Annotated in this window: 21 protein-coding genes; 4 read left to right on the forward strand and 17 right to left on the reverse strand. The window is 45.5% G+C overall.

Annotated elements, in window-relative coordinates; all coding sequences use genetic code 11:
* Positions 1-76 precede the first annotated feature (76 nt).
* The 3 genes from IE104_RS14185 to IE104_RS14195 form a co-directional block, all read right to left on the reverse strand.
* The gene (locus tag IE104_RS14185) at positions 77-994 is read right to left on the reverse strand and encodes a hypothetical protein (RefSeq protein WP_189419718.1); all 918 of its coding nucleotides are present in this window, start codon (positions 992-994) and stop codon (positions 77-79) included.
* 225 nt (positions 995-1,219) lie between these two features.
* Positions 1,220-1,711 (reverse strand): acetolactate synthase small subunit, encoded by a 492-nt coding sequence (ilvN, locus tag IE104_RS14190; protein WP_189419725.1) that lies wholly within the window; start codon positions 1,709-1,711, stop codon positions 1,220-1,222.
* Entirely contained in the window at positions 1,711-3,447 is a 1,737-nt protein-coding gene (locus IE104_RS14195) for an acetolactate synthase 3 large subunit (protein ID WP_189419727.1), read from the reverse strand. The genes ilvN and IE104_RS14195 overlap by 1 nt, the downstream gene beginning before the upstream one ends.
* A gap of 509 nt (positions 3,448-3,956) precedes the next feature.
* Here IE104_RS14195 and IE104_RS14200 point away from each other — a divergent pair.
* On the forward strand, positions 3,957-5,066 hold the full coding sequence (locus tag IE104_RS14200) for an S-(hydroxymethyl)glutathione dehydrogenase/class III alcohol dehydrogenase (RefSeq protein WP_189419729.1): 1,110 nt from the start codon (positions 3,957-3,959) through the stop codon (positions 5,064-5,066).
* Positions 5,067-5,117: 51 nt separating this feature from the next.
* The gene (fghA, locus tag IE104_RS14205; protein ID WP_189419731.1) at positions 5,118-5,969 is read left to right on the forward strand and encodes an S-formylglutathione hydrolase; all 852 of its coding nucleotides are present in this window, start codon (positions 5,118-5,120) and stop codon (positions 5,967-5,969) included.
* Positions 5,970-6,034: 65 nt separating this feature from the next.
* Here the strand turns inward: fghA and IE104_RS14210 are convergent, their stop codons facing one another.
* The 4 genes from IE104_RS14210 to IE104_RS14225 all read right to left on the reverse strand — a co-directional run bounded on the left by IE104_RS14210 (position 6,035) and on the right by IE104_RS14225 (position 11,699).
* Complete coding sequence (locus IE104_RS14210) at positions 6,035-7,240, reverse strand: MFS transporter (RefSeq protein ID WP_189419733.1); 1,206 nt, start codon at positions 7,238-7,240, stop codon at positions 6,035-6,037.
* Positions 7,241-7,421: 181 nt separating this feature from the next.
* Positions 7,422-8,561, reverse strand: a complete 1,140-nt coding sequence (locus IE104_RS14215) for a Gfo/Idh/MocA family protein (RefSeq protein ID WP_189419735.1) — start codon at positions 8,559-8,561, stop codon at positions 7,422-7,424.
* Between the two features lie 292 nt (positions 8,562-8,853).
* Complete coding sequence (locus IE104_RS14220; protein ID WP_189419737.1) at positions 8,854-9,909, reverse strand: sugar phosphate isomerase/epimerase family protein; 1,056 nt, start codon at positions 9,907-9,909, stop codon at positions 8,854-8,856.
* A gap of 308 nt (positions 9,910-10,217) precedes the next feature.
* The gene (locus IE104_RS14225; protein WP_229837956.1) at positions 10,218-11,699 is read right to left on the reverse strand and encodes an OmpA family protein; all 1,482 of its coding nucleotides are present in this window, start codon (positions 11,697-11,699) and stop codon (positions 10,218-10,220) included.
* Between the two features lie 365 nt (positions 11,700-12,064).
* Between IE104_RS14225 and IE104_RS14230 the strand changes: the two genes are divergently transcribed.
* On the forward strand, positions 12,065-12,715 hold the full coding sequence (locus IE104_RS14230; RefSeq protein ID WP_189419741.1) for a phosphatase PAP2 family protein: 651 nt from the start codon (positions 12,065-12,067) through the stop codon (positions 12,713-12,715).
* A gap of 27 nt (positions 12,716-12,742) precedes the next feature.
* Here the strand turns inward: IE104_RS14230 and IE104_RS14235 are convergent, their stop codons facing one another.
* From IE104_RS14235 to IE104_RS14250, 4 genes are all read right to left on the reverse strand, one after another.
* Positions 12,743-13,321 carry an outer membrane beta-barrel protein gene (locus tag IE104_RS14235; protein WP_189419743.1) on the reverse strand — a complete coding sequence of 193 codons (579 nt, stop codon included), beginning with the start codon at positions 13,319-13,321 and terminating at the stop codon, positions 12,743-12,745.
* Positions 13,322-13,484: 163 nt separating this feature from the next.
* On the reverse strand, positions 13,485-13,991 hold the full coding sequence (locus tag IE104_RS14240) for a DUF4385 domain-containing protein (protein ID WP_189419745.1): 507 nt from the start codon (positions 13,989-13,991) through the stop codon (positions 13,485-13,487).
* Between the two features lie 161 nt (positions 13,992-14,152).
* Positions 14,153-17,131, reverse strand: a complete 2,979-nt coding sequence (locus IE104_RS14245; protein WP_189419747.1) for a glycosyl hydrolase family 28-related protein — start codon at positions 17,129-17,131, stop codon at positions 14,153-14,155.
* 372 nt (positions 17,132-17,503) lie between these two features.
* Positions 17,504-17,962, reverse strand: a complete 459-nt coding sequence (locus IE104_RS14250; RefSeq protein WP_189419749.1) for a MarR family winged helix-turn-helix transcriptional regulator — start codon at positions 17,960-17,962, stop codon at positions 17,504-17,506.
* Between the two features lie 74 nt (positions 17,963-18,036).
* On the opposite strand from IE104_RS14250, the gene IE104_RS14255 reads away from it, so the two are divergent.
* Positions 18,037-19,227, forward strand: a complete 1,191-nt coding sequence (locus IE104_RS14255) for an aminotransferase-like domain-containing protein (RefSeq protein WP_189419751.1) — start codon at positions 18,037-18,039, stop codon at positions 19,225-19,227.
* On the opposite strand, the gene IE104_RS14260 is transcribed toward IE104_RS14255, so the two are convergent.
* From IE104_RS14260 to dnaJ, 6 genes are all read right to left on the reverse strand, one after another.
* On the reverse strand, positions 19,224-20,072 hold the full coding sequence (locus tag IE104_RS14260) for a hypothetical protein (RefSeq protein WP_189419753.1): 849 nt from the start codon (positions 20,070-20,072) through the stop codon (positions 19,224-19,226). The genes IE104_RS14255 and IE104_RS14260 overlap by 4 nt on opposite strands.
* Before the next feature lie 114 nt (positions 20,073-20,186).
* Complete coding sequence (locus IE104_RS14265; protein WP_189419755.1) at positions 20,187-20,882, reverse strand: hypothetical protein; 696 nt, start codon at positions 20,880-20,882, stop codon at positions 20,187-20,189.
* A gap of 250 nt (positions 20,883-21,132) precedes the next feature.
* On the reverse strand, positions 21,133-22,299 hold the full coding sequence (locus IE104_RS14270; RefSeq protein ID WP_229837957.1) for a glycoside hydrolase family 88/105 protein: 1,167 nt from the start codon (positions 22,297-22,299) through the stop codon (positions 21,133-21,135).
* Between the two features lie 605 nt (positions 22,300-22,904).
* Entirely contained in the window at positions 22,905-23,192 is a 288-nt protein-coding gene (locus tag IE104_RS14275) for a GIY-YIG nuclease family protein (RefSeq protein ID WP_189419757.1), read from the reverse strand.
* Positions 23,193-23,797: 605 nt separating this feature from the next.
* Complete coding sequence (locus tag IE104_RS14280) at positions 23,798-24,835, reverse strand: hypothetical protein (protein WP_189419759.1); 1,038 nt, start codon at positions 24,833-24,835, stop codon at positions 23,798-23,800.
* A 111-nt stretch (positions 24,836-24,946) separates the two neighbouring features.
* Positions 24,947-26,059: a molecular chaperone DnaJ gene (dnaJ, locus tag IE104_RS14285; protein WP_189419761.1), complete on the reverse strand. Its 1,113-nt coding sequence runs from the start codon at positions 26,057-26,059 to the stop codon at positions 24,947-24,949.
* Between the last annotated feature and the right edge of the window lie 189 nt (positions 26,060-26,248).

Below are 26,248 nucleotides of genomic sequence, written 5' to 3' on the forward strand. Positions count from 1 at the left end.
CGGATTTTTTTGCAAAAAAGGCCAGCTGAGTTAAGTATAATTTTTTCAAACCTGGCCATTTTTGATTTACTTTACTTCACTGCAATGTTTCGGGTTTTTTCAGCGGTGGTAATCCCTCTGGCTGCCATTTGTCACCGCGTTTAGTTGACCACACAACGAGATGAATATGTTGGCCGATGTTCGCATCCTTAAGGTTCACATTATATTCTTGGTCTAATTCTGTAACAAAATGGCCGTTGTGATAATGAGTAGTTGCTCCGTACACAGGCACCATACCGGAATACATAATCAAACCACCTTCGGGACCTATTTTGCCCTGGTAGGCATAAAGCCCTTTGGCGCTTTCAAGTAAATCTGGAACGCCTGGGTCTTTGGTAGGCACGGCATCAATCGTAAATTCCAGTTTACAAACATCTTTACTTTTATCGGCTTCGTGCGATGCGCAAAACATTGGGCGTGCATGCATTATCTCGGTATCAGCCATCGCGGCTTTTTTAGTCCCGTTGACGGGCGCTTCAATTTCAACACCTACACTAAATCCCTCACCCAAAAGAGATGGTTCGGGAAGCTTAATCATAAATTTTCCTTCAGGCTGAGTGGTTAAGGCACTCCATTCATTATGCATATCATAGGATTCATCAGCCGACCCCTCGCTAAGCTTGATTGAAGATGATCCTGAAGCGACCAGCGAGCCCTGCACGCGCGACGTCTCTGAATCTAGCGCGAAGCTAGCACTGGCACCGCTACCTTCGCGTGTCACGTCCATTTCTATATAAATTGATGCGTTAAGTTTGCGACTGGAATTAATGGCTGGCGATGCATATGAATCCACAAAGTCCAAACGTGCATGCAGGGTAATAGGTTCGCCCGATGGACTGGCGGACGTCTCGGCAGCAGGTGCCTCAGACTCTTCTTGCTGATTCTCTTTGGAGGATTGGCCACAGCTGGCTAACAACAGCAAACTGAATGCGCAGACAGACATTAAATTTTTCATAAACAATCCTTGGTGAAAAAAAGTGTGGATACGCGCCATATGCAGCGTAAATTCGCAGTTAATCTAACGAACCAAGATTACAAAAAATAAAACTACAGCGCTATTTGCGATTAGCTAAATGTGATGGCCGGCAAGAATTTATTTTCGCCGAATAAAACATTGAATAAAAAAAGCCGAATCATTTTGTGATTCGGCTTTTTTGTACAAGTGGATTGACGTGTAAAATTACAAACTCAAAACCTTCTCGCCGCGTGAAATTCCGCTTACGCCGGAACGCACAACTTCGATAATCGCTGCATCGCCTACCGCCAACAAAAAAGCATCAAGCTTGTCGCTCGCGCCGGTGATTTGAATGGTATAGAGCGAGCTGGTGACATCGATAATTTGGCCGCGGAAAATATCCACACAACGTTTTACTTCTGCACGTTGTGCGCCTGATGCTTTGACTTTAATCAGCATCAGTTCACGTTCGATGTGTGCTCCTTCGGTAAGATCAACCAACTTCACAACATCCACAAGCTTGTTGAGATGCTTGGTGATTTGTTCGATTTTGTGATCGTCGCCAAGTGTGGTTAGCGTCAAACGTGAAAGCGTTGGATCTTCCGTTGGCGCTACCGTCAAGCTCTCAATGTTGTAACCGCGCTGTGAGAACAAACCAACAACGCGTGACAAAGCACCGGGGGCGTTTTCTAATAAAACAGAAATGATACGTCTCATTATGTGCGCTCCGTTTTGCTTAACAACATATCGCGCATTGAACCATTAGGCGCAACTTGCATTGGATAAACGTGCTCTGATTGATCAACCATAATGTCCATAAACACTACGCGATCTTTCATGGCAAAACATTCTTCCAATTTCGCTTTCAGCTCTTCTTTTTTGGTTACGCGAATACCAACGTGACCATAGGCTTCAGCAAGCTTGATGAAATCTGGTAAAGAATCTTCATACAAACTTTCGGCGTAGCGGCTGGAGTACTGCATGTCTTGCCACTGGCGAACCATGCCGAGCGCCTGGTTGTTCAAGCAAATAATTTTTACCGGCAAATGGTATTGCGTGCAGCAAGATAATTCCTGGATACACATTTGGATTGAACCTTCGCCAGTTACACACACAACGGTCGCATCGCGATACGCCATTTGTACACCCATAGCCGCAGGCAAACCAAAGCCCATGGTGCCGAGGCCGCCGGAATTGATCCAACGACGTGGCTTATCAAACTTGTAGTATTGCGCCGCAAACATTTGATGCTGACCAACGTCAGAAGTTACATAAGCATCGCCTTTGGTAACTTCCCAAATCGCTTGAATAACTTCTTGCGGTTTGATTTTGTCACTTGTGGTATCGAAACGATTTTGCGCATAAATCCCGTGGCGCTCGCGCCATTCGTTGATCTGTTTCCACCAGGCCGCAATCGCTTCTGCATCCGGTTTTTCGCTCGACTCTTTAATGAGTGCAAGCATATCGGTCAGCACGCTTTCTACTGAACCAACAATAGGTACGTCAGCCACAACCGTTTTCGAAATTGAAGCCGGGTCTATATCTACGTGAATAATTTTTGCGTTAGGGCAAAACTTGCTCACGGTGTTAGTTACGCGGTCATCAAAGCGCGCGCCTACAGCGAGGATTACATCGCTGTGATGCATAGCGGTATTAGCTTCGAAAGTACCGTGCATACCGAGCATGCCGAGGAAGCGCTTGCCGGTGCCTGGGTAAGCACCCAAACCCATCAAGGTATTGGTTACCGGGTAATCCAGCGTATCCACCAACTTAACCAGCAACTCAGATGCATTGCCTTGCACCACACCGCCACCGGTATAAATCATTGGGCGCTTGGCTGCCAACAATAACTGCACGGCCTTTTTGATTTGACCAGCATGACCGCGCGTTGCGGGCGTGTAGGAGCGCAACTTAACCTTGTCCGGATATTCATAAGGAAAAGTGAAAGCCGGGTGCGTTAAATCTTTAGGCACGTCAATAACAACCGGACCGGGACGGCCAGTCGATGCAATGTAGTAAGCCTTTTTAACGGTTTCAGCGATTTCGCTTTGGTGCTTGATCATAAAACTGTGTTTCACGATCGGGCGGGAAATACCGACCATGTCTGTTTCCTGGAAAGCATCTTCACCGATCAAATGGCTCTGGACCTGACCAGAAATCACCACCATCGGGATAGAGTCCATATAGGCCGTCGCAATACCAGTAATGGCATTGGTCGCACCTGGACCTGAAGTCACGAGTACAGTGCCCACTTTGCCGGTTGAGCGGCTGTAGCCGTCCGCAGCGTGAGTAGCAGCTTGTTCGTGACGAACGAGAATATGTTTAACGTCTTTTTGACGAAAGATGGCATCGTAAATATGCAGTGCAGCACCACCTGGATAGCCGAAAATGTATTCAACACCTTCGTCTTTCAGGGCGCGTATGAGCATATCTCCGCCGGATAGCATTTCCACAATCATTCCCCTTTTAGAATGTATTAAGGTGCAATAGCCTGCAGCAGCCTGATTGCTGCAAAAAAATGGACAGGTTATAGACACTGAAAAAATACGTTGGCGACTGAGTCTACCCACGCAATGTGAATGATCCACGATCAAAACCCGGCAAGGTGAGGATCGGACCAGCGAAAACCGTGCAGGTAAACAGCGGCTTTCTTGGCAGCACCCAAGGTTTTTGAGCGCCTACCGCAGATGGTTCGCCAAGAGGGTGACTTGGCTGGGTGCAGATGAGATTCCGAGCTTATCGGTCATCTTGCAGCCATCTGGAGGAGCGACAATTTTCGCAGCTGGGGCGGGGATGTCAAGGGAAATAGCCAAATGGTGCTAATTTAAGCATTTTGGATTTACAAAAATGTAAAACTAAACACTTTGTTGCCAGCGAATCACAACTTAAACTGCCCGTCCTTGAACTTACCGTAAGATTTGCAGACCAATTGCCATCACAAAAAACAACCTGAGGGATGACGATGAAATCACGCGCCGCTATCGCACTTGCCGCTGGCAAACCACTCGAACTTGCTGAAATTGACGTACAGGGCCCGAAAGCGGGCGAAGTCCTGGTGCGAATTGTTGCTACCAGCGTTTGCCACACTGATGCTTACACGCTGTCTGGTGCTGATCCTGAAGGTTTATTTCCTGCGGTTCTCGGCCATGAAGGTGCCGGGATTGTTGAGGAGGTCGGCGAAGGCGTAACCAGCTTGAAGGTTGGAGATCACGTCATCCCGCTTTACACCGCCGAATGCCGTCAATGCAAATTCTGCCTGTCGGGCAAAACCAACCTTTGCGGATCCGTACGTACAACCCAGGGTAAAGGCGTAATGCCGGATGGCACTTCGCGTTTTTCGCTGGAAGGTAAACCGCTGTTTCACTACATGGGCACCTCGACTTTCTCTGAGTACACCGTATTGCCGGAAGTGTCCCTCGCCAAAGTATCTAAAGATGCACCGCTCGATAAAATCTGCTTGCTCGGCTGCGGCGTAACCACCGGCATAGGTGCCGTTTTTAATACCGCCAAAGTTACGCCCGGTTCAACCGTTGCCGTATTTGGTTTAGGCGCAATCGGCTTGGCAGTGATTCAAGGCGCACTCATGGCCAAAGCGAGCCGCATTATCGCGATTGATATCAACCCGGATAAATTTGAATTAGCTCGTCAATTCGGCGCCACCGATTTTGTGAACCCAAAAGACTATTCAGACCCGATTCAGCAGGTCATTGTGAATATGACTGACGGCGGTGTGGATTATTCGTTTGAATGTATTGGCAACGTAAATGTAATGCGATCTGCATTGGAAGCCTGTCACAAAGGCTGGGGCGAATCGATCATTATCGGCGTTGCCGGTGCAGGCCAGGAAATTTCCACTCGTCCATTCCAATTAGTGACGGGTCGCGTTTGGAAAGGTTCGGCGTTTGGCGGTGTAAAAGGCCGTACGCAATTGCCGGATTACGTTGAGCGCTATATGAAAGGCGAAATTAAAATCGACGAATTTATTACCCACGAAATGCCGTTCAACAAAATCAATGAAGCATTTGATTTGCTTCACGAAGGTAAAAGCATTCGAACTGTGCTGCATTTTTAATTGCTCGCAATTAAAAATAATCGCAGCGTATTCTCAACCGAGAGCCGATGTATGACTGAAGTTGAATCCAATTTAACACTTATCTCCGCCACCAAAAGTTTTGATGGCTGGATCAAGCGTTATCAGCATTACTCCAACACACTTAAATGCAACATGATTTTTGCAATCTACTTGCCGCCGCAAGCAGAAACGAATCCTGTGCCGCTCTTATGGTGGCTCTCTGGATTAACCTGCACTGATGAAAACTTCATGCAGAAATCCGGTGCACAACAAGTTGCTGCAAAATTAGGTATCGCCATTATTTGCCCGGACACCAGCCCGCGCGGCGTAGATATTCCCGGTGCTGATGACAGTTATGATTTTGGTTCTGGCGCAGGTTTTTATGTCAACGCAACGCAAGAGCCTTGGGCCACGCATTACCAAATGTTTGATTACGTTGCGAAGGAATTACCTGAATTAGTTTTTGCTAATTTCCCACTCAACGGCAAAGAAAGTATTAGTGGTCACTCCATGGGAGGCCACGGTGCGCTTGTGCTCGCCTTACGTCAACCGGGTCGCTATGCATCTGTTTCTGCATTTGCACCCATTGTTAGCCCAAGCACAGTACCTTGGGGGCAAAAAGCCTTGAGCGGTTATTTAGGTGATGACCAACAGGCCTGGGCCGAATACGATGCCTGCGCACTGGTTAAGAAAGGCGAATCCAAACAACCCTTTTTTATCGATCAGGGAACTGCAGATAATTTTTTAACGGAGCAATTGCGCCCCGAATTGTTGGAGCAAATTTGTTATCAGCGCCAACACCCGTTAGTGCTGCGTCATCAAGAAGGTTACGACCACAGTTATTTTTTTATAGCAACCTTTATCGACGATCACTTGCGCTATCACGCACAACATTTATCGTAAGTTTTTGTATGCTATAAAAAAGCCCCGGCAGATTTCTCTACCGGGGCTTTTTTGTTTGAGCTCAATTATTTGTTCGCAAATTTTTTGCGGAAAATATACAAGCCAGTGAACACAACGATCAACACTGCAGGGAAGAGTGCGAGGTTTTGCAAGGTTGCTTGTCCAGCAACCAACTCCACTGCTTCAGGCGCTACACCTTTTGCAGCGGCTTCTGCTTTTGCAGTGTCTAACCAGCCGCCGATAACGGGGTTCCAGATGCTCAAGGAGAACATACCTGCGCCGCCCATTAACGACATGCCAAGCGCACCGGTTTTTGGTTGGTATTCGCTGATGAAACCAATCATGCATGGCCAGAAATAAGTTACGCCTATAGCGAACACCATCGCCGAAACATAAATCAAACCGCCAGACGCCATGCTCAACAAATAAATACCAATGGTGGTAACAACTGCTGACATGAGCAACACACCGACGGGATTCAATGCTTCAACAATTGGGCCCGCGAAGTAACGACCCAAGGCCATCAAACCAGTCACCAAAGCCAACACCAACATTGGGTGTGCGCCTGATGCACCGAAAATACGATCAACCCATTGTTGCGTACCGAATTCTGACGCTGCAGTAACTGTCATAACGAGCAACATGAAAATGAACAAGGGTGAGAAGAGCGCGCGAATATTATTTTTGGTTGAGGTTTCGGTGTTAACAGGCACAGGGAATGTTTGGCCGAAAATCATGAAACCGTAAATGGCCGTTGGCACCAACATAACAGCGATTTGTGCTTGCCAGCCCATGTTCAATTTGGTCATCAATGCAGAAATCAAAGAACCAATAACAATACCGCCCGGGAACCACATGTGGAATTTATTCAGTTTGGTGGTTTTATTGGTGTGGTAAATATCTACGATCAATGGATTACATGCTGCTTCAACGGAACCGTTAGCAAAACCGATACAGAACGAAGACAGCAACAAACCCCAGAAACCGCCTGCGGTAATTGTGAGGATCAAACCGAGCAAGTGGCAAATAAACGCGAGGTACAAAAGCGTGCGAGCACCTAAAGCGTTATAAAGTAAACCACCCACCATCATAGCAACCGGGAAGCCCAGGAACGCCATGCTGTTGATCCAACCTAATTGCGCATCAGTAAACTGAAAAGTCGCACTGAGTTGAGTCAAAATGCCAGCGCGAATTGCAAAAGTCATTGCAGTGACAATTAAGGCCACGCAGCACGCCGTAAATAAGCGATTTGGGTTAATCGTGTTAGACATAGTTTTCTACCTTTTTATTGTTAATAGAGTTTCCTGTGAAGCCAGGCACTAGTAGGTCGTTAAAAACCTGCGGAAAAGTGTGCATTTATTACATAAGCGCTTTTTCCGCAGACTTTGCCTACTACTGCCATCGCCGGAAGATATCAGCGATCACAAAAAAATAATTATAGTTATAGAGCGATTACAGCGATTTCCAACTACCATCAGCCAATGATGAATTAATCACCGCCTGAATAAACTTCATACCTTCAACGCCAGTATCAATACTGGGCACCCAGTCTTGCAGATAATGACGCTCGCCCGCTTCATGCGCAATTAAAATATCGGCGATGTCGTTATACAAGTTGGCGAAGGCTTCCAGGTAACCTTCTGGATGGCCGCCCGGAGTACGCATACCACGCGCCGCAATGTCACTGCCAATATCGCCACGGCGAGTCACGCGCTGACGGGGCTTATTCAGCTCAGCGAACCATAATTCATTGGGAGTTTCTTGCGCCCACTCAATGCTGGCTTTCTCGCCATAGACGCGAATACGCAAACCATTTTCGCAGCCGGGAGCAACCTGGCTCGCCCATAACATACCGCGTGCACCGCCGTTAAAACGTAAGAGCACATGAATATTGTCGTCCACTTGGCGTCCGTCGACACAACTCATTACATCTGAGCAAACAGCTTCCACTTTTTGTTGCGAAATAAACTGCGCAAGTTGAAATGCGTGAGTGCCAATATCACCAAGACAACCAGTTCCTGTCAACGCAGGATTAGTGCGCCATGATGCTTGCTTGTTATCCGCAGCAGCGGCAACTGTGAGCCACTCTTGTGGGTACTCCACTTGCACTACACGAATTTTTCCAAGCACACCTTTACCAACCAATTCACGCGCATAGCGTACAAGCGGATAAGCACTGTAATTGTGAGTCAATGCAAAATAAGCAGTGCTTTTTGCGGCGATTTGTTGCAGCTCCAAAGCTTCTTCTAATGTGCGCGTAACAGGCTTATCACAAATCACATTGATGCCAGCTTCCAAGGCCGCTTTTGCAACGGGGAAGTGCATGTGGTTTGGAGTCACAATCACAACAGCCTGAATACCATCTGCGCGCGTTTTTTCCACACGCAACATTTCTTCAAAGGATGTATAAGCGCGATCTGCAGCAATATGTAAATCTGCCGCAGATGCTTTTGCGTTTTCTGGATTGGATGAGAGTGCACCAGCAACCAATTCATAGCGGTCGTCCATACGCGCAGCGATACGGTGTACGGCACCGATAAAAGCACCGCGCCCACCACCAACCATTGCATAACGAATTCTTGGAGTAGTCATATTGTTTTCTTCAATTTAGTAAGGAGTGATTAACAATAACTCTTTATTGTCAGAAATCTTTTTCGCCTCTTGGCGAATCACTTTTCTTTGCTTCGCCAAAGAAAAGTAATCAAAAGAAAAGCGACCCTATGGCTTTGTTTTTCCTGCGCGCTTCAGAAAATTGGCGTCGTTCCGGTGCGACATCCGTGTCGCATCGTCACTCAAACGCACATCCTGTGCGTTTGCCGTCAATTTTCTTCCAGTGCTCGGCAAAGCCATAAGGGAAGTGAACATCAAAAGCTAAAAGCAAAAACTATTTCAAACCCAAAATACGACGATTCGCTGCGTGATCTGTACCACCGCTTGCAAAATCATCAAACGCGCGTTCAGTGACTTTAATAATATGTTGCGCGATAAATGGAGCGCCTTCTGCTGCACCAACTTCTGGATGCTTCAAGCAGCATTCCCATTCCAACACCGCCCAACCTTCATAATTGTATGCAGCGAATTTTGAGAAAATTTGTTTGAAGTCCACTTGGCCATCGCCGAGAGAACGGAAGCGACCAGCGCGATCAACCCATGACTCATAACCGCCGTACACACCTTGTTGTGCAGTTGGATTAAATTCCGCATCTTTAACATGGAACATTTTAATGCGGTCGTGATAGCGATCGATAAACGCCAAATAATCGAGTTGTTGCAAAACAAAGTGCGATGGGTCGAACAAAATATTGCAGCGTGGATGATTGTCTACGGCTTTCAAAAAGCGCTCGAAAGTTGCACCGTCATGCAAGTCTTCACCAGGGTGAATTTCGTAGCAAACGTCAACGCCTACTGCATCGAACGCATCCAAAATTGGTTTCCAGCGTTTTGCCAATTCACCAAAACCTGCATCGACCAAACCAGCAGGGCGCTGTGGCCACGGATACAAATAAGGCCACAACAAAGCACCAGAAAAAGTCGCGTGCGCTTTCAAACCTAAATTTTTACTCGCCTTGGCGGCCAACATTAATTGCTCTACTGCCCATGCCTGGCGAGCGGTTGGGTTACCGCGTACAGATTCAGGAGCGAAGCCGTCAAACATTTCATCATAAGCCGGGTGAACGGCTACTAACTGACCTTGTAAATGGGTGGATAACTCGGTGGGAACCAAACCGTGTTTGGCTAAAGTCGCCAGAAACTGTGAGCAGTATTCAGTGCTGTTTGCAGCTTGCTCAAGGTCGAACACGCGCTTGTCCCAAGTAGGGATTTGCACACCTTTAAAACCCAGGCTTGCCACCCAACCAGCAATGCTATCAAGACTGTTAAATGGAGCTTTATCGCTTAAAAATTGCGCCAGGAATATGGCTGGACCCTTAAGAGTTTTCATGGTTTTCACCCTTTTATCTTATAAATATGAATCGTCATTATGACTATAAGCACAGCGGCTTACAACACGCGTTTTGCCTTAGCGGCCACAAGTGAAACCTAGACCAGAAGACACAAAAATAGTTGCCAGATGGGGCGAACCCAAGCCAAAGATGCGTTTTATAACACGCAGCTTCGGTCAGGAAAATAAACTCTTGGTAGATTGGGGTGAACTTTGCAAATCTTGAGAAACCTGGCCAAGTTTTGGCCTATCAGATGGCAAAAAAGGCCTCATTTGGTGAGGCCTGCAGGATGAAACTTTACTTAAGATTACTGTAAGCGCTTAACCAACTCGACGCGTCGATTTTTTTGCTTGCCCGCCTCACTGGTGTTGTTACCCGCCGGTGCGTAAGGCCCAACACCTTGGGCCTGCAATCGGGCAGCCGGAATTTGGTAGGTTTTGACCAACTCATTTACCACCGCAGTAGCGCGCTGGCGCGATAGCTCTAAATTTGCAGCGCCCGCCCCCGTATCGTCGGTGTGGCCCACAACGTAGAGCAACAAATCTTTATTTTTAGTGAGCAGCTGGGCGATAGCGTCAAGAGTTGGTTTTGATTCAGGCTTAACAACTGATTTACCTGTATCAAAATAAATTCCATAAATAAGTGCTTTACCGTCAGCATCAATTTGTTGTTTCAAGCCATCGGCATCGACTTTAATTAAACCTGTAACAACTCCTTTTTGTTGCAAAATTAATTGTTCCACGCCAACTTCACTTTCATAAGCGCCGACAAAAATCGCAACATAAATATCACCAGCATCAGAAGCTTTTTTGGCAAGCACGTAATAAGGTTTGCGATACCAGTTATACACCGTGTTATCCATTGAAACTTTATCACCCACTTTACGAATCGCCTCTTCACTTCCGCATTCAGCCAACTCACACTTGGACAAAATGCTAAAGCCGGCCTTGCTCAAAGCTTGTTTGTAATTTTCAAAAACCTTAAGACTTGAAACATCTTGAATGGTATAAACATGACGCGATAGATCACCCGTTAAATTTAATGGTGTGCGATCTGCAGCATTAGGTGCAACAGGAATGACTACAGTTTCAGTATCTACATGATGTGATTTTCGCAAATAAGCATTAGGGTAGCGCGCAAACAATTTATGGTCTTTGGCCAATTCCCTGGCATCCGTTTTATCTGCAGCTTCAGGTACAGGAGCTTTATTGGCATAAGCTGCATCAATTTTAATTAAATTATTTTCCAGAGGTTTAGCCTCCAAAATAACTTGCTGCACAGCCACTTCATTATCATAAGCTCCCACGAACCATGCGCCATATATTTTAATTCCATTAGCGCCTTGTTTTTCGGCAACCATGTAATAGGGCTTTTGTTTATAGTTATAAACCGTATCTTCATTTGATACTAATCCACCCAACTCTTCAGCTTGATCTTCAGTTCCGCACGCATTCAACTGACAGGAAAATATAATATTGAAACCAAGTTTTTTAACGGCCGCCGCGTAGTTTTCGTAAACTTTTAAGCTTGAAACATCCTTGATGCGATAAAAATGACGCGACAAATCGCCCTTTACATCCAAGGTTGAATATTTATAAGGTTTACTGCTGACATTAATAATGGAGGTGGGAATTTGGAAAGGCTCATAGGCCTGAACAATTGTTTTGCGAATTTCAGCACCGGGATAGCCCGCAATCAGCGGATGATCTTCACGCTCGGAACCAGCAAAACTTGTCACTGAAAAAGTCGCGGCCAGCAATGCAAAGACTGTAAGGTATTTATTCAGCATATTAAGTTCCCTCATGACGTAATGTAAATAACACGCGACAACCACCGCATCAAACGGAGGCTAGACTAGCGAAATTTTCTTAACAGTATGTGAATAATTTACATGCTCTTTTGCAATTGTGAACGCAGGCACGCTTTTTATCCTGTGTCTTCATGGTTATAATTGCGCCACGTCACAAGCAGACCAACCTAAAGTTTTTGACCTACCAATAGCACTACCCTCAGGGACAGATCATAATGATAAAAATTTTCAGCTTCGTGTGTATCCCGTTTATTATCCTAGCCATTTTTCTAAGTATTTTTATACCACTCAACCACGCTATCTTTAGCACCATTAATCATGCACTGCCCTTTAAAGCACTTTGGATGACCATTACCAACATAGGTGACGCGACTTTTTTAAGCTGCGCCTTGTTGATAGCTTTGCATAATCACAAACGACTATTAACAAACGCTGTGATTTGCGGAGTTTTTATTCATTATACAATTAAATTTACCAAAAATATTTTTGCCGTACTTCGCCCTGAACATACATTAGACCTTACTAACCTGATTACGCTCGGCCCCGCATTAAAGCTCGACAATTACGCAATGCCATCAGGCCATACCGCTAGTGCTTTCATGGCGGTTATTTTTATCGCTTCCGCTTATCAATTGCGCAGCTGGAAACTATGGCTACTAATTAGCTATGCATGCCTGGTAGGAATTTCACGCATTGCCGTTGGCGCCCATTGGCCAGCCGACGTCTTTGCTGGTGCAGTTATTGGTATATTTTTCGGATTACTTTGTACACATGAAAAATGGAATATCACTCATATCGCCGTACAATATTTAACGCTCGCGCTTTATCTTCCCTTTATTTATATTGCGATTCACCGCGTAAAATCTATACATGATGCCACCAGCTTAATTAATGAAGGTGCTATGGTTTTAGCGGGTATTTTAGGGCTAGCTATTTGGTTGTTAAGTGTAAAATCCCACTTCAATAAAAAAACCCCGCTACTCACTACTGAATAGCGGGGCTTATTGATCAAGATAAATCAATTAGAAATGATAAGTTGCACCAATGGTTACTGCAGACAACTTGGTGTCATCCCATTTTGCAAATTGGCTGTACTCAGCACGCAATGCAATTTGTGGAGTAATTTTGTAACTTGCACCAACACCTAACAGAGCTTTGGTTTTTGATTCGGAATCAGAATCGCTCCAGCTACTGTTGCCGCTAGTTTCAACTGAATCATAATCTACATCTATTTTAGCCACACCTACGCGGCCAAACAGACTGAAGTCTTCGCTGATTGGCAAGCTACCAACAACCGAAGCTTGCAATGCGGTAGCGCTCGTTTTATCGCGATAGTTATAGTTGATTCCTGCCTCTGTATAACTGCCACGATCAGAAACACTACCTAAATCACGATATGCTAATTCAACAGCAAAAAACTTATTAATATCGAAGCCAGCACCAAATGAATAGCTGGTGTCACTTTTACTGAAGGTATAATCGTCGCCAGCGTCAACCTCCACCTTACCGCTACCTACATCGCCTAGCACGTAAAAATTATCTGCCATGGCCGGCAAAGTAAATGCACCCAACACACATGCTGCTAATAATTGCTTTTTCATAAAATATTCCTTAATTGCTTCAGATGAAAAGTCGAAATACATTTTATGTATAAATGTATTGCAGCGAACTTTAACAATCGGGAATGAATTTAACCTGAATGCATTTTTCGTTTAAATTTGCATAAACAAAATAAGATCACAAATCAACCAGATGTTAATTTGATTACAAGTCCAGCAATTTATATTTTTCTTTATGGGCCAAGAGCATTTTTTGATAGGTCTTATTGTTGCGAGCCTTTTGCCACACTTCATAAAAGATATTGGCGCTTTCAGCTTTGATCAGATCTTCATCTTTTGGTAACTGCGAACGACCATGTGCGCCGCTTTGTGATTTTTTATCTGCAGGAACAGGGCCGTCATATTTTTTGCCACTTTTATGATTCGCGTAACGACGACTGCGGGTATAGCCCATTTGCAAAAATTTCCTCGCCATATCCATTCCAACAAAATCTTTTTGTTGTTTGTAAGCGAGAAAAAGTTGGTAGATTTTTGCAGCCGATTTTTTTGCAATATCTGGCGTTTTAAATCGCCAATGAGGAAGAATTTCGCTTTTATATGGCTCTACCAGCAGAACACCCTGCTCGCCGATTCCAGTGCGATACAACTCTGGATGCGTTCGCAAATCGAGGCTTTTGTAATCCAGCGAGTAATCGAATTTTGCGAAAGGCATTATCAATTCCTGTTAGTTGATCTGTATTAACAGGAGACAATTGCTTCGCTTGTCGGTTGCATCAAGTGAATGCTGATTAACTTTATTGATGTGAGTTAGCGAAGGCATGCTGAGTATTTATCAGCATGCCATTCCTCACAATCGTTATTTAGCTCTCAGCTTTACAGAGCAATGGAGTAAAGCGCGTGGTGCGCAAGAATGAACAACGTCTTCTTATCCTTGCCACCAATCACCAACTGGGTAGGACGATCAGGCACGTTAATTTGATTGATCAATTTGCCGTCTGGTGCATAGACAAAGACTTGGCCATTCGCGACATAAACTCGCCCATCCTGCCCAACCGCAACACTTTCACCACCGCGTTCTGCAAACATCTTAAGGTCAGTTACAACGCCTCCAGTGCCGACCACACCGTGATAAGTACGATTCTCTGATGAATTATTCAGGAACACGCGCTCACCCACTTTGGCTGTCACCAAACCCATAGTGTCCATGGTATCCGAGAAGCGCCAATCACCTTGGCGGAAAGTGCGGAACGCAGGCAACACAAGGCTGCCATCCGGCGACACATATTCACGCGCTTTGGGCGTGCCCATGCCCTTGATGAATTGCTCAGCCAAGGTTGAATAACGGTAAGTGACGTAATCGAGCTGATCCTGGAACTCGCCATCGTTTTTCCAAACATTGCCCGGCAACGCAACCTGTACATTGGGTCGAGCTACTGCAGCGGTAGGCTGGATGATGTCGATTTTATCGAACGGAGTATCTGGCTTGAACGCATATACCGTGATCTCGGAGCCTTGGGGCGACATAACCATTACGTTGCCGGATTTATCGATTGCAAGGTTGACCGGATCAAGCGTGTTGTCACGCACAATTTCCAGGCCTTTTGTTGGTGTCCAGCGGTAGATACGTTGGAAGTATCGCTCCACAAAATAGAGCGCTCCGTCCGGCGCGACAGCCGCACCCGATATTGAATAAAAGCTATCAGCCAATTTCTGGATGGGTGCGGCAGTGTAGAGCGGCGCAACAGGTTCAGTCTTCGGCATCTTATCGGTCACGTCGAAGACCGCAAATTCGCGCTCACGTATATCCCAACCCGCAGTTACATTGCGAATAGCGTTTTCAAACGGAAATTTGCTCGCGCGCAAATAAGGTGCGCAGCCGTTTTCGTCGCACATCGCAAATCCGCTTTCTGCATTTGAGTGGAGGTTGCGGAAACGAATATCCGTCGAGTTTTGCAGACGCACGGCAAAAGCATTTGGCTTGGGCGAGCGAGTCACGCGGTACGCGTGGTAATTGGCAAAAAGAATGTTGCGTGAATTGCGCACATCAAGACTGTTCGCATCAGAGCTAATGCGCACTTCTTCCTCGGTTTGAGGAGCCAAGAACTCCCAGTTCTCAACGCCATCCAAAACGATTTCATTGCGGAAATGGTGTTCGGTAGACAGCTCGTAAACGTGGCCGGGCGTTTTGGTGTTAGATACATAGAAACCAGCGTGTGCAGCTTCATGCGGAGTCCAAATGTCTGCAAAGGTACCGCCGCCGCCATCCGTAATCCAAATACTGGGGTACTGCCCGTCATCGCGCCCTTTAACCGGCTGATCGCGTTGATCGCGCGGTGTGCCGCTACCGCCCTGAATCTTAACGTCATCCACCAGCGAATCCGCACCTGCTTTCCACAACAAACCCACCGCGCGTGGATTGGTAACGCCGGTATAAATACCAATGCCACTTACAATAGCGTTGCCGCCTTTAGCACTTTCTACCAAGGCTTTAGGCGTACCAAGACCGGCGTATGCGGGAGAATTCTCTGGAATAATCAGTTGCGTTTGAGCAGGGTGCAAGCCAACCAACACCGTATCTTTTTTCAATTTCAGAGTATCGTTAACGATGTAGTTGCCTTGTGGGAAGTAGACAACTTTGTGCGAATCTATAGCGCGCTGAATAGCGGCGGTATCGTCTGTTTTACCATCACCTTTTGCACCGGTATCACGTACGCTAAACCATGCTGTAGTTGAGGGGAGTGGACGAATGGCACGCTTTGCGGCTGGCATGCTGTTGAGCGGTTCAGCTTGCCAGTTGGTTTTGATCTGCCCCATTTGACGCGGGTCAACCAGCGTCAGGCCATAATTAAATTCTTTAATGCGGTAGCCTTTGCCCACGCCCTCAATCGTTTTGCCGCTGTCGCGGAAGCGCGCAAAAGTCGGCACATTGGTCGCCAACGCATTCTCGAAACCAATTTGTGTGAAAACACTATTCTCAGCGCTAATTACCACCGCGGCTTTGGAAACGTTGTTGAAACGAACATCCTTGCCCCACAGTGAATCTGAGTAACCCTCATCAATATCAATTCCCACAGGAACATTGCTGATGGAAACATTCACAAGGGTGAGATCAACTTCATGTTCGCGAATGGCAGCTTCGCGCTGACCATCGAAAGAACTATCAATCAAGGTGAACTGCCATGCGGGAGAGGTCTTTTCGGTAAGGATGCCGTAGCGCCCGCCATGGAAGTGAACATTCTCCATCACATTGCCGGCGAGATAGACGCCCGCCAAGCCCGAACCGAGATTGAAATCCATATGCGACAAGAACGCGTGCTGTGCAACGTGGAAGCGCGCGGCTACGGCACCTGCGTTGCCTTGGCCAATTTCAATATCGATATTCGCCATGGCGGAGTAGAAGGTGCTTGAGTTTGCATCAAACAATTTATCGTTAAAGGGCACCACAGTCTTAGGCGGGAATGGTGGCTGCTTATTGCCATATTGGTCGTTGCCGACAAAGGTAAACATGGTTGCCACGCCTTCGCCAAAACCAGGAGTGTTGTCACCCAGCACAATCACCGGGCGCGTCTTACCCACACCAAAGAGTCGTACCGCTGGATGCATGATGATCGTTCGAGAGATGAGGTAGCGACCCGATGGAAGAAACACAACACCACCCCGCCACTTATCCACAACAGCGGAATCAATTGCACGTTGGATCGCAGCACTGTCATCGGTACGGCCATCTCCAACAGCCTTGACCACAACAGCGTTGGGATCTTTTGGCATAGTCTCCAAAACCGAGTTTGTCGCCGCCTGCGCGGACAACGACATCCCCAGCAGCCAAGCTGCCGTTACTAACTTTAGATTCATGCGAATACCCTCTGTCTGGTTGATTATTGTTGACATAGGCCGGGAACGGGCGAACCAGGTAATTGATTGGCCGTAATCCCGGCTGGTTTCATTTTCTTCTAGCGAAACCAGGATTGATCCTGACTTCAAAGAGCAACAAAAGCGTTTATTTGTTTGCGCTACCATAAATGGCGATAGAAAATCTTTTTAGCGATTGTGGCTATTATTTTTAAATGGCGTGCAATGATAGCGCAACCATACTCCTTAAAAAAAACTCCAGTCAACAGGGTTTGCGCGCCGTTTACAATTATTGACCTTGAAGGAGGTAACGAGGGATATAGGAAAAAGGATTCGTTTTAAGTTGCTTGATAAACTCAGCGAAGACAGCAGCCGTCATTTAGGCAGCTGCCCCATCAATTGTTCCATAACATTCCGCCAAGCCTGCTCCCCGGCAACCCCCGCTTGCTCAAAGGTTTGATTCAACAATTTACGCTGGGCCCCACTCAATGCGGCTTCCAACTTTTCACCCTCAGGCGTAAGCCTTAGGCACTTGCCGCGCTTATCACTGGCGTGGGGTGAATCCTGAACCAAGCCCATGGCTATAAGTTGGCGCAAGGGAGCATGCAGCGCTTGCTTGGTCACACCCAGGATGGCGAGCAGGCCGCTTACCCGAATCTCCGGGTTGCGGCCTACAAAGTAGAGGATTCGGTGATGAACACGTTGAAGCCCGCGCGCCTCCAGCAACTGATCTGGCTTGGCGGTAAAAGCGCGGAAGGCGAAGTGGAATAACTCCAAAGCGCGATTAAGCTCGTCTTCGCGAGCGCTGGACATTAAATTTGATTGGTCAATCATATTGACTTTTTTCCTTAAGAGGCGAATCATAGGTCAATATACATGACCAAATTTATTCAAACAACGAGTCCAGTATGCCTTCGTCTCCACAACTCTCCGAGCGCATCTCCCGCTTAACCTCCTCATTGGTACGCGAAATTCTTGCCGCTGCACAAGCGCCGGGCATGATTTCCTTTGCGGGCGGCTTGCCCAGTGCGGAAGCCATGCCGCTCTTGCGCGATACGCCCCACTCACATGATTGGTTGAGCCCGGTGTTTCAACAGTACGGACAAAGTGAAGGCGAACCGATTTTGCGCGCGCGTTTGGCCGATTGGTTAGCCGAATGCGGTATGCAGGTATCGCCGCATCAAACGCTGGTGCTTTCCGGTTCGCAACAAGGTATAGACCTGGCCGCAAAATTATTTGTTGACCCGGGCACGCCTTTGCTCTGCGAAGCGCCCACCTATTTGGCTGCGCTACAAGCTTTTCAATTGTTCGGTGCAAACTGTTTGGGATTGCCTTTAACCAATGACGGTATTGATCCCGAGTTGCTTGCGCAAATAATTGAAACATATCAGCCGCGCGCAATTTATTTAATCCCTACTTTTCAAAATCCATCCGGTCATTGTTACAGCGCGGAAAATCGCCGCGCTATTGCTGAAGTGCTCGATCATTATGCTTTGCCGTTAATTGAAGATGAGCCTTATCGTGAACTCATGTACGACAATGTAGATCGCACGCCGATTTGCAGTTTGCTCAAGCGTGCTCCCTGGATTTATTTGGGTAGCTTTTCCAAAACATTGTGGCCCGGTTGGCGCGTAGGATTTTTAGCCGCGTCTGATGATTTATTTCCGCATTTGTTGCGATTAAAACAAGCGGGCGATTTGCACACCAATCGCCCCGGCCAAATTCGCGTTGCCAATTGGTTGGCTTGCGATGAACGCCACAAAGATTTAGCGCACCTGCGTGAAACTTATCGCAAAAAACGCGATGCAATGAACGACGCACTCACCAATACCTTTGGAGATTTAGCCGATTGGGAAATTCCTGCCGGTGGGTTATTTTTTTGGTTGAAGTTGCGCAACGCAATTGACACGCGACCGCTGTTGAAAATTGCGTTGGAAAATAATGTAGCGTTTATGCCGGGCGAAGCTTTTTATCCTGCGAGTGGGCAGCCTGTATTCGGCACTATGCGGCTGAATTTTAGCCACGCCAATTCAACCGATATGAGAAAAGGATTAACGACTCTAGCCAGGATAATTGAGAATAATAAGCCCGACGTTTAAGTCGGGCAGTTTCTCATAATACTGGACACCAAAATTCCAGCGTTAATCATACTTACCAGAAGCGATACAACAAACACCGCTACCGCAGTGAGCACAATAATCGCAATTGATTTTCCTGTGCCTACGCCAGCAGCAGTTGTGTATGAAAACCATGCTTTAAGCAACCAAAGAAGCGCAACCAAGGCCACAAAAGCCTGCATAACAAATGCGATTTTGGGCAAGGTTCTTTGCATAGCGGCAAGGTAAATTTCCTGCTGACTTTTAAACTCTGGCGATTTTTCAACAACATCTTGCACAGCAGAAAAATTTCCCGTCTTTAAATCAATTGAACAGAACTGACTGTGTATCTGCGGCATAAATGCTTTGGTGAATTTTTCAGATTCAATCCATGCTTTCGCAAAAAATGGATCGGCCATTGCAATATTGCTAATTGCATTAGCAAAAACTAACAGCACCAAACTACAACCGCAAAAATAAAAGACCAATGTGAAAAAAATATGCGGGTCTGCCAATTTTCCAAAAAGCTTTAAAAAACCCATCGCAATTGCGCAGGCACCCACCAAATAAAAAAGCATTAACAGCGCCTCTGAACCCGTGCGGATAAACTCATTTTCATTGGCAGGCAGCACTTTTAATGGGCTAGTTACTTCCGGCAATGCGTAAGAAAGGAATAGCGAAATTAGGAATGAGGTAACAATAAACGCAACGGACTTTTCAAATGCTGGCGATGCATCTGTTGCGGCAAGTTTTTCCGTTACGAACCTTTTGGGGTGCAGCAGACAGCTAATGAATTGACTCAGGTACCCCGGTAACTCGGTGATGACCTTTTCGAGATAAGATTTCATGCAGTGTTCCTTCAGTAGCAAGTTGAGTTGGCTAGCGAATCAGGATTCTATAGCAGTCCGCCTAAAGGGCGCGAGTGAAATTAGTTAATCACACACCAACTTAAACAATACATCCTATTGTTTACGGCGGCGCATCAGCCAAACCCCAGCTATAGCAAATGAAATTAACGCGGTAATTATTTTTTCGGGGGAAAGAGACTTTTTACCAAACTGTTTATATCGGGCGGGAATCTCGCCCTGCCCCACAATTACATTAAGCATTACCGGCTGTATACCTTTGACCCGATTGAAACTGGTCATCAATCTTACATCCCGTTTACCATCGGTTTGGTATTCTTTGACGATAGTGCCCGTAAGATATGTACCTTCATTTCTACTGATTGCTTCATAGGCTGCATACATGTCAGCCCCAAACATCGCTTTTAATTCTTCTGGCTTACGCTCACCAACGTTTGCCGTTAGTTGATCCCCCAAACCTTTGGTCGCCTTAACGATTTCCATATTTTTTGGTTTGAAAACCACAACGGAATCTCCCATGGAAAGCGGAATCATTTCAAATGAAGAGTCGAGCACCATTTCTCCTTCAGGTTTCGCATCTGCCGACACACCCACCATTTGATATATAACCCATACAGGTTGTTTAGGATCTATGGATAGCAAATCTATCGACAAGGATTTTTGTGAGCCAGGGATTAAAGGAGTAACCAATTGGCTTGTGGCAAGAACAGCCGCCTGCGCAGATAGCATTAGGAAAAGCTGCAGTGTTATTACAGAAATTAAACTGGAAAGGTTTTTTATTGTTAACTTCACTTTGATTCCTTGCTTTAGCAAATTGTTTGTTGGTAGCGATGGGGACTTAGCGCAATATTGGGGAACGCTTATTCTGCATGAGTTTTTTTCGATCTGATGAGAAGTAATTCGCTGATATAGTAGAATTATTTAAACGTTTTTTAAGATGAAGGGAATTGAGTTCAAATCGAACATTTATTTCGCCTCTTGGCGAGCTCCTTTTATTTACTTGCATAAAGAAAAAGGAACCACAAAATTGCAGGAATGATAGTTAATTTTCCATTACCGAAGCCGCCATTAGCACACCAATATAACCGTGTGGATAATGTGCTCCCTCTGCAACAGGAACACTCACGGGGCGAATTGCTACATAACCGTCGTAATTAATTTGGCTGCCCATAGGCGGCGCCACAGAATTAATTTGCGGACCACCGTCATTAAAGGTTGCAACTTTGGTTTTTATCCCAGACCAACCTTTTTCCGCAATATCATGATAAGCCGCATCAATCAATTTTAAATTTACGCCTTTTTGCAAAGCATAAACAATCATGGCTGAGCCGCTGGTTTCGGGGTAATTGAGTGGTTTGTCATAAGCATCCAACACTTGATACCACAAACCATCTTGTGGATTTTGCGAAGCCTTTATACCTTGCGCCAAACTTTGGAAAGCCAACAAAATATTATTGTATGCGGGGTGATCTTTAGGAAAATATTCCAACACATCCACCAAGGCCATGGAATACCAGCCCGTTGTGCGCGACCAAAATTGCGAGGACGTGCCCGTAATTTTATTAGCCCAAGGTTTTTCTTTATCGTAATTCCATGCGTGATAAGGCAAGTTCGCTTTTATGTTGTAGGATCGTTCAGCAGCTAACAAGATCTGTTTGGCCGCAACATCCAACAACTCTTTTTCATTAGCGATAACGGCGTAGTGAACCAGAAACGGATAAGCCATGTACAAGCCGTCCACCGACATTACATTTTTATATTTTTCGTCGGTTTTGTGCCAGTAGCCACCTTCTGGCGTTTTATTAAATTGGGAGGGTTTGATAGGCGTACCAATCAAATGGTCACGCATGGTTTTGGCTGCAAGTAGATATTTCTTATCGCCCGTTTGTTCATATAAAAATAAACAAATAACGCCAGGGTGCATACCATCCAAAGTCAGCAATAGGCCTTTAATGCTGCCATCCGCATTTACGAATTGGTCAGCATAGGCTTTGATGTACCTGAGGTATTTTTTATCGTGATTTTTTAAATAGATTTTTTCGATGCCGTGCAAAATTGCACTATTGGAGTGATCCCAGCCGTGATGGGTCATTGCGTCGATTGTTGGGGTGTAGCGCTTAACAATTGAACCGGCCAACCAGTTTCCGTAATTTACTTCAGCCATTGCCAAGCTAGGCAATAGCCATAACACACATAAAATGATACGCACTCAGATGTCTCCCTAATTCACTAATATAAATTGAGTGATAGAGACAGATGACCAAAGCCGGGGGTTACAATTATTTTTAGTTGGGGGATGATAGATGAGCAAAAGATGGATTGAAAGTAGTTTTAGGTTTGGCGACTTAACTTTCTTATCGTCATCCCCGCAGGGAATCCAGTGACTTTGTTTTGCATCTCTAATTTTATAGATTTCATTTCGCCTCTTGGCGAGTTCCTTTTCTTTACTTGCATAAAGAAAAGGAACCAAAAGAAAGTGCACCCTACGTCTTCGTGTTTCCGTGCGCTTCGGAAAATATCCGTCGTTCCGACGCGGCATCCTTGCCGCGTAGTCACTCAAACAAACGTCCTGTTTGTTTGACGGAAATTTTCCTCCACAAAAACGCAGGAGCATTTTTGCACAGCGAAGCTGCCCGAAGGGTGAAGGCCATGGATGGCCTGAATGAGTACTCGGCGAAGCGATAAGGGGGTGTAACAGCAAAAGCAAAAAAGCGGAGAGCCATTTTTTCACGAAGGTGAAACTTGGGAATAAGGCAAAAATCTACATAAGTAGGGAATCGTCATCTTCGCGAAGCGGAGATCCAGCTTTTGTTCTTAAGTTATTCTCTCGTACAAGTCCAACCAATCAGGATTGCTAGCTTCGATTAGTTGTATTTTCTCTTCACGCCCAATTTTCTTAAGTGTTTTTTCACGAGCTATTGCAGATTCCATTGTTTCTGTTAGTTCGTAATACACTAAATTAGTGGCGTTATATTTTTTGGTGAAACCTTCGGTTAGATGATTCTTATGTTGCCAAATACGCTGGGGTAAATTGCTGGTTACACCAATGTACAGTGTTCCATCTTTTTTGCTGGCGAGGATATATACGGCAGGATTTTTCAATTCAAATTCCTTTTTAAAAGCAAGAGCTGGATCCCCGCTGCGCGAGGATGACGATTCCCTACTTAATAAGATATAAGTGTGTTTCGTGTTTCGTGTTTCGTGTTTCGTGTTTCGTGTTTCGTGTTTCGTAAAAATATAATCTAAAACCGTAAGCCAAATCAAACCTATTAAACGCAGACAGCTTTATCTATCACTATCGAGTTATATCCAAGCAGGGAGTCGTCATCCTCGCGCAGCGGGGATCCAGCCTTTGCTCTTTGCTCTTCATCCCATGCGAGCACCCCGAGCACTAGAAGAAAATCGTTGGAAAACAAACAGGAAGTTTGTTTTAGTGACTACGCGACAAGGATGTCGCGTCGGAACGACAGCGATTTTCTGAAGCGCGCAGGATAAGGGGCGAACCGGGTCGCCTTTCTTTTGGTTACTTTTCTTTCGGCGAAGCACAAAATTACAGGATAGTAATTTTGCACAGCGAAGCTGCCCGAAGGGTAAAGGCCATGGATGGCCTTTATGAAAAAAAGTGACTCACCAGGAGACGAAAATAAATCTGAAATTGTAAGAGAATGTTAGGTATTGTCATCCAAACCATAAAAGAATTTATTTAATTATGAAAACCCTAAGCTTCTAGAGTAATCCTTAAAAATTTTATTACACGTTGAGTTTTCAATATGAACATAAACAGGGCAATTGTATAAATATTGAATAGATTCAGCTATAGAATCTCGATCACTTTTTGACATTTCAAAAGCAGTTGCGATGCATTTAATAGCATTCTCGCTGTCATATCCATTGGAGCTTCCACGAAGTAAATTCATATTCAATCGATGAAAAGCAAAGCCTAAAAATACTAACCGCTCAGCATTTTTCATATTAGCTTCTAGTATTTCCATAGACTCAGAATGGGCGCCCTCTGTAAATGTTCTGATTCCATTCGCATAGGCAACCAACTGACTAACATGAAGTTCGCCGCCAAACTCTATCGCTACCGACCTCTTAGGATTAAGCCATGAAAGGGCACCAACAGTCCCGTAAGGGTGAATAATTGTTAAATTACTAATTATTGAGGCTGCCGCATCCTGTGAAAGACGGTAATAACTCGTTAGTGCTTGCAGAAGAAAATGTTCAACACATCGGTCATAATTAAAGATAATCAAAGTAATATTCTGGAATCTTAGTAGGAGGTCTTCAACACTACAATTCTCTGTAATGGTTCGAAAAAATAACAGATACCAAGTTTTTTCAAGAGAAGAAAAATTTAATGTTCTCTGACCATTATTCCTATCGAAAAATAGCTTGCTTCCTTTTTCGGCTTTTAAAATAGATTTTGTGATGGCTAACTTTCCACAGAGAGCTAACTTATCATTTTCTCTTTGTGAATCTATAAAATTATCAATTGATATTGCCAATGGCATATTTTCACTAATATGTCGGCACTCACGCAAATACTCATTTAGCGAATTGAATGTTCTATCTTCTTCTGTATGAAGCCTCAACGATTGCTGAATTTCATAATCACCAGATGTTTGCTCGTGGTGATTAAACTTCATATTCAATAGTGTTGCTATTTCACCTTTCAGCATATCGCCTGTAGGTAAATTAGCCTCATAACTGGCGCCCGCTCCTATGACATAAACTGTTTTCAAGATTTTAAACCTCCATATCAACTGAATTAATGAGCCAGCAAAAAGTCTATTATATTTAAAACAAAAAACGGGCTGATTTCTCAATCAGCCCGTTTCGTTTTCAACTACTTATTAGTCATTAAAAAACTTCTTAACCCCATCCAACCAACTCGATTGTTTGGGCGAGAACTTCCCGCCTTTCATACTCGCTTGGAAATCTCTCAGCATTTCTTTCTGCTTGTTAGTGAGGTTCACCGGAGTCTCCACCACTACACGACAGAGCAAATCCCCCACTCCACCGCCGCGCACTGGCGTTACACCTTTACCGCGTAACTTAAACAACTTACCGGTTTGCGTTTCTGCCGGAACTTTTAATTTCACGCGACCATCTAATGTTGGAACTTCCAATTCACCGCCAAGCGCCGCATCCACAAAATCAATGGGAACTTCGCAATATAAATCTGCGCCTTCGCGTTTGAAGATGGCGTGTTCGCGCACGTGAACTTGCACGTATAAATCACCTGATGGCCCACCGGATTCACCTGCTTCGCCTTCGCCACTTAAACGAATGCGATCACCGGTATCAACACCTGCTGGTACTTTAACTTGCAGAGTTTTGGTTTCTTCTACGCGGCCCTGACCGTTACAAGATTTGCAGGGGTCAGCAATAATAGTTCCGCGACCGCGGCAATTCGGGCAGGTTTGTTGTACGGAGAAAAAGCCTTGCTGCATGCGCACTTGGCCGTGGCCGCCACAAGTTGTACAGGTAACAGGTTTGCTGCCTGCTTTTGCGCCGGAACCATCACAGGTTTTGCACGAAACCAGCGTAGGAACTTTGATTTGTGTGGTGGTGCCTTTTACCGCTTCTTCTAAATTTAATTCGAGGTTGTAGCGTAAATCGGAGCCACGTGTTGGCCCACCGCGACGGCCACCACCGCCACCAAAAATATCGCCAAAGACATCGCCGAAAATATCGCTGAAGTTGCTATAGCCTGCACCGCCGCCACCGCCTGCTTGACCTTCTACGCCCGCGTGACCGAAGCGATCATAGGCAGCGCGTTTTTGGTCGTCCGACAGAACTTCATAAGCTTCGTTTGCTTCTTTGAATTTTTCTTCGGCTTTTGGATCATCCGGATTTCTATCGGGGTGAAATTTCATCGCCACGCGGCGATAGGCTTTTTTCAAATCAGCAGCGTCTACGCCTTTTTCGACGCCGAGCACTTCGTAATAATCGCGTTTTGCCATGGTTACACCAATTCACCAATATTTATTTGGTTTCTGCTGTCATTCTCAACTACGCGTTCCGGCGAGCGAAAATCCAGCTTTTAAGGAATGAAAATCAAGAGCTGGATCCCCGCAAGCGGCTGGCGCCTAGCTGAGGATGACGACTCCCTATTAGAATAAATTTCTTAAGTTTCTTACACGACAAATGCG

Source organism: Cellvibrio zantedeschiae, from assembly GCF_014652535.1.
Taxonomy (GTDB): domain Bacteria; phylum Pseudomonadota; class Gammaproteobacteria; order Pseudomonadales; family Cellvibrionaceae; genus Cellvibrio; species Cellvibrio zantedeschiae.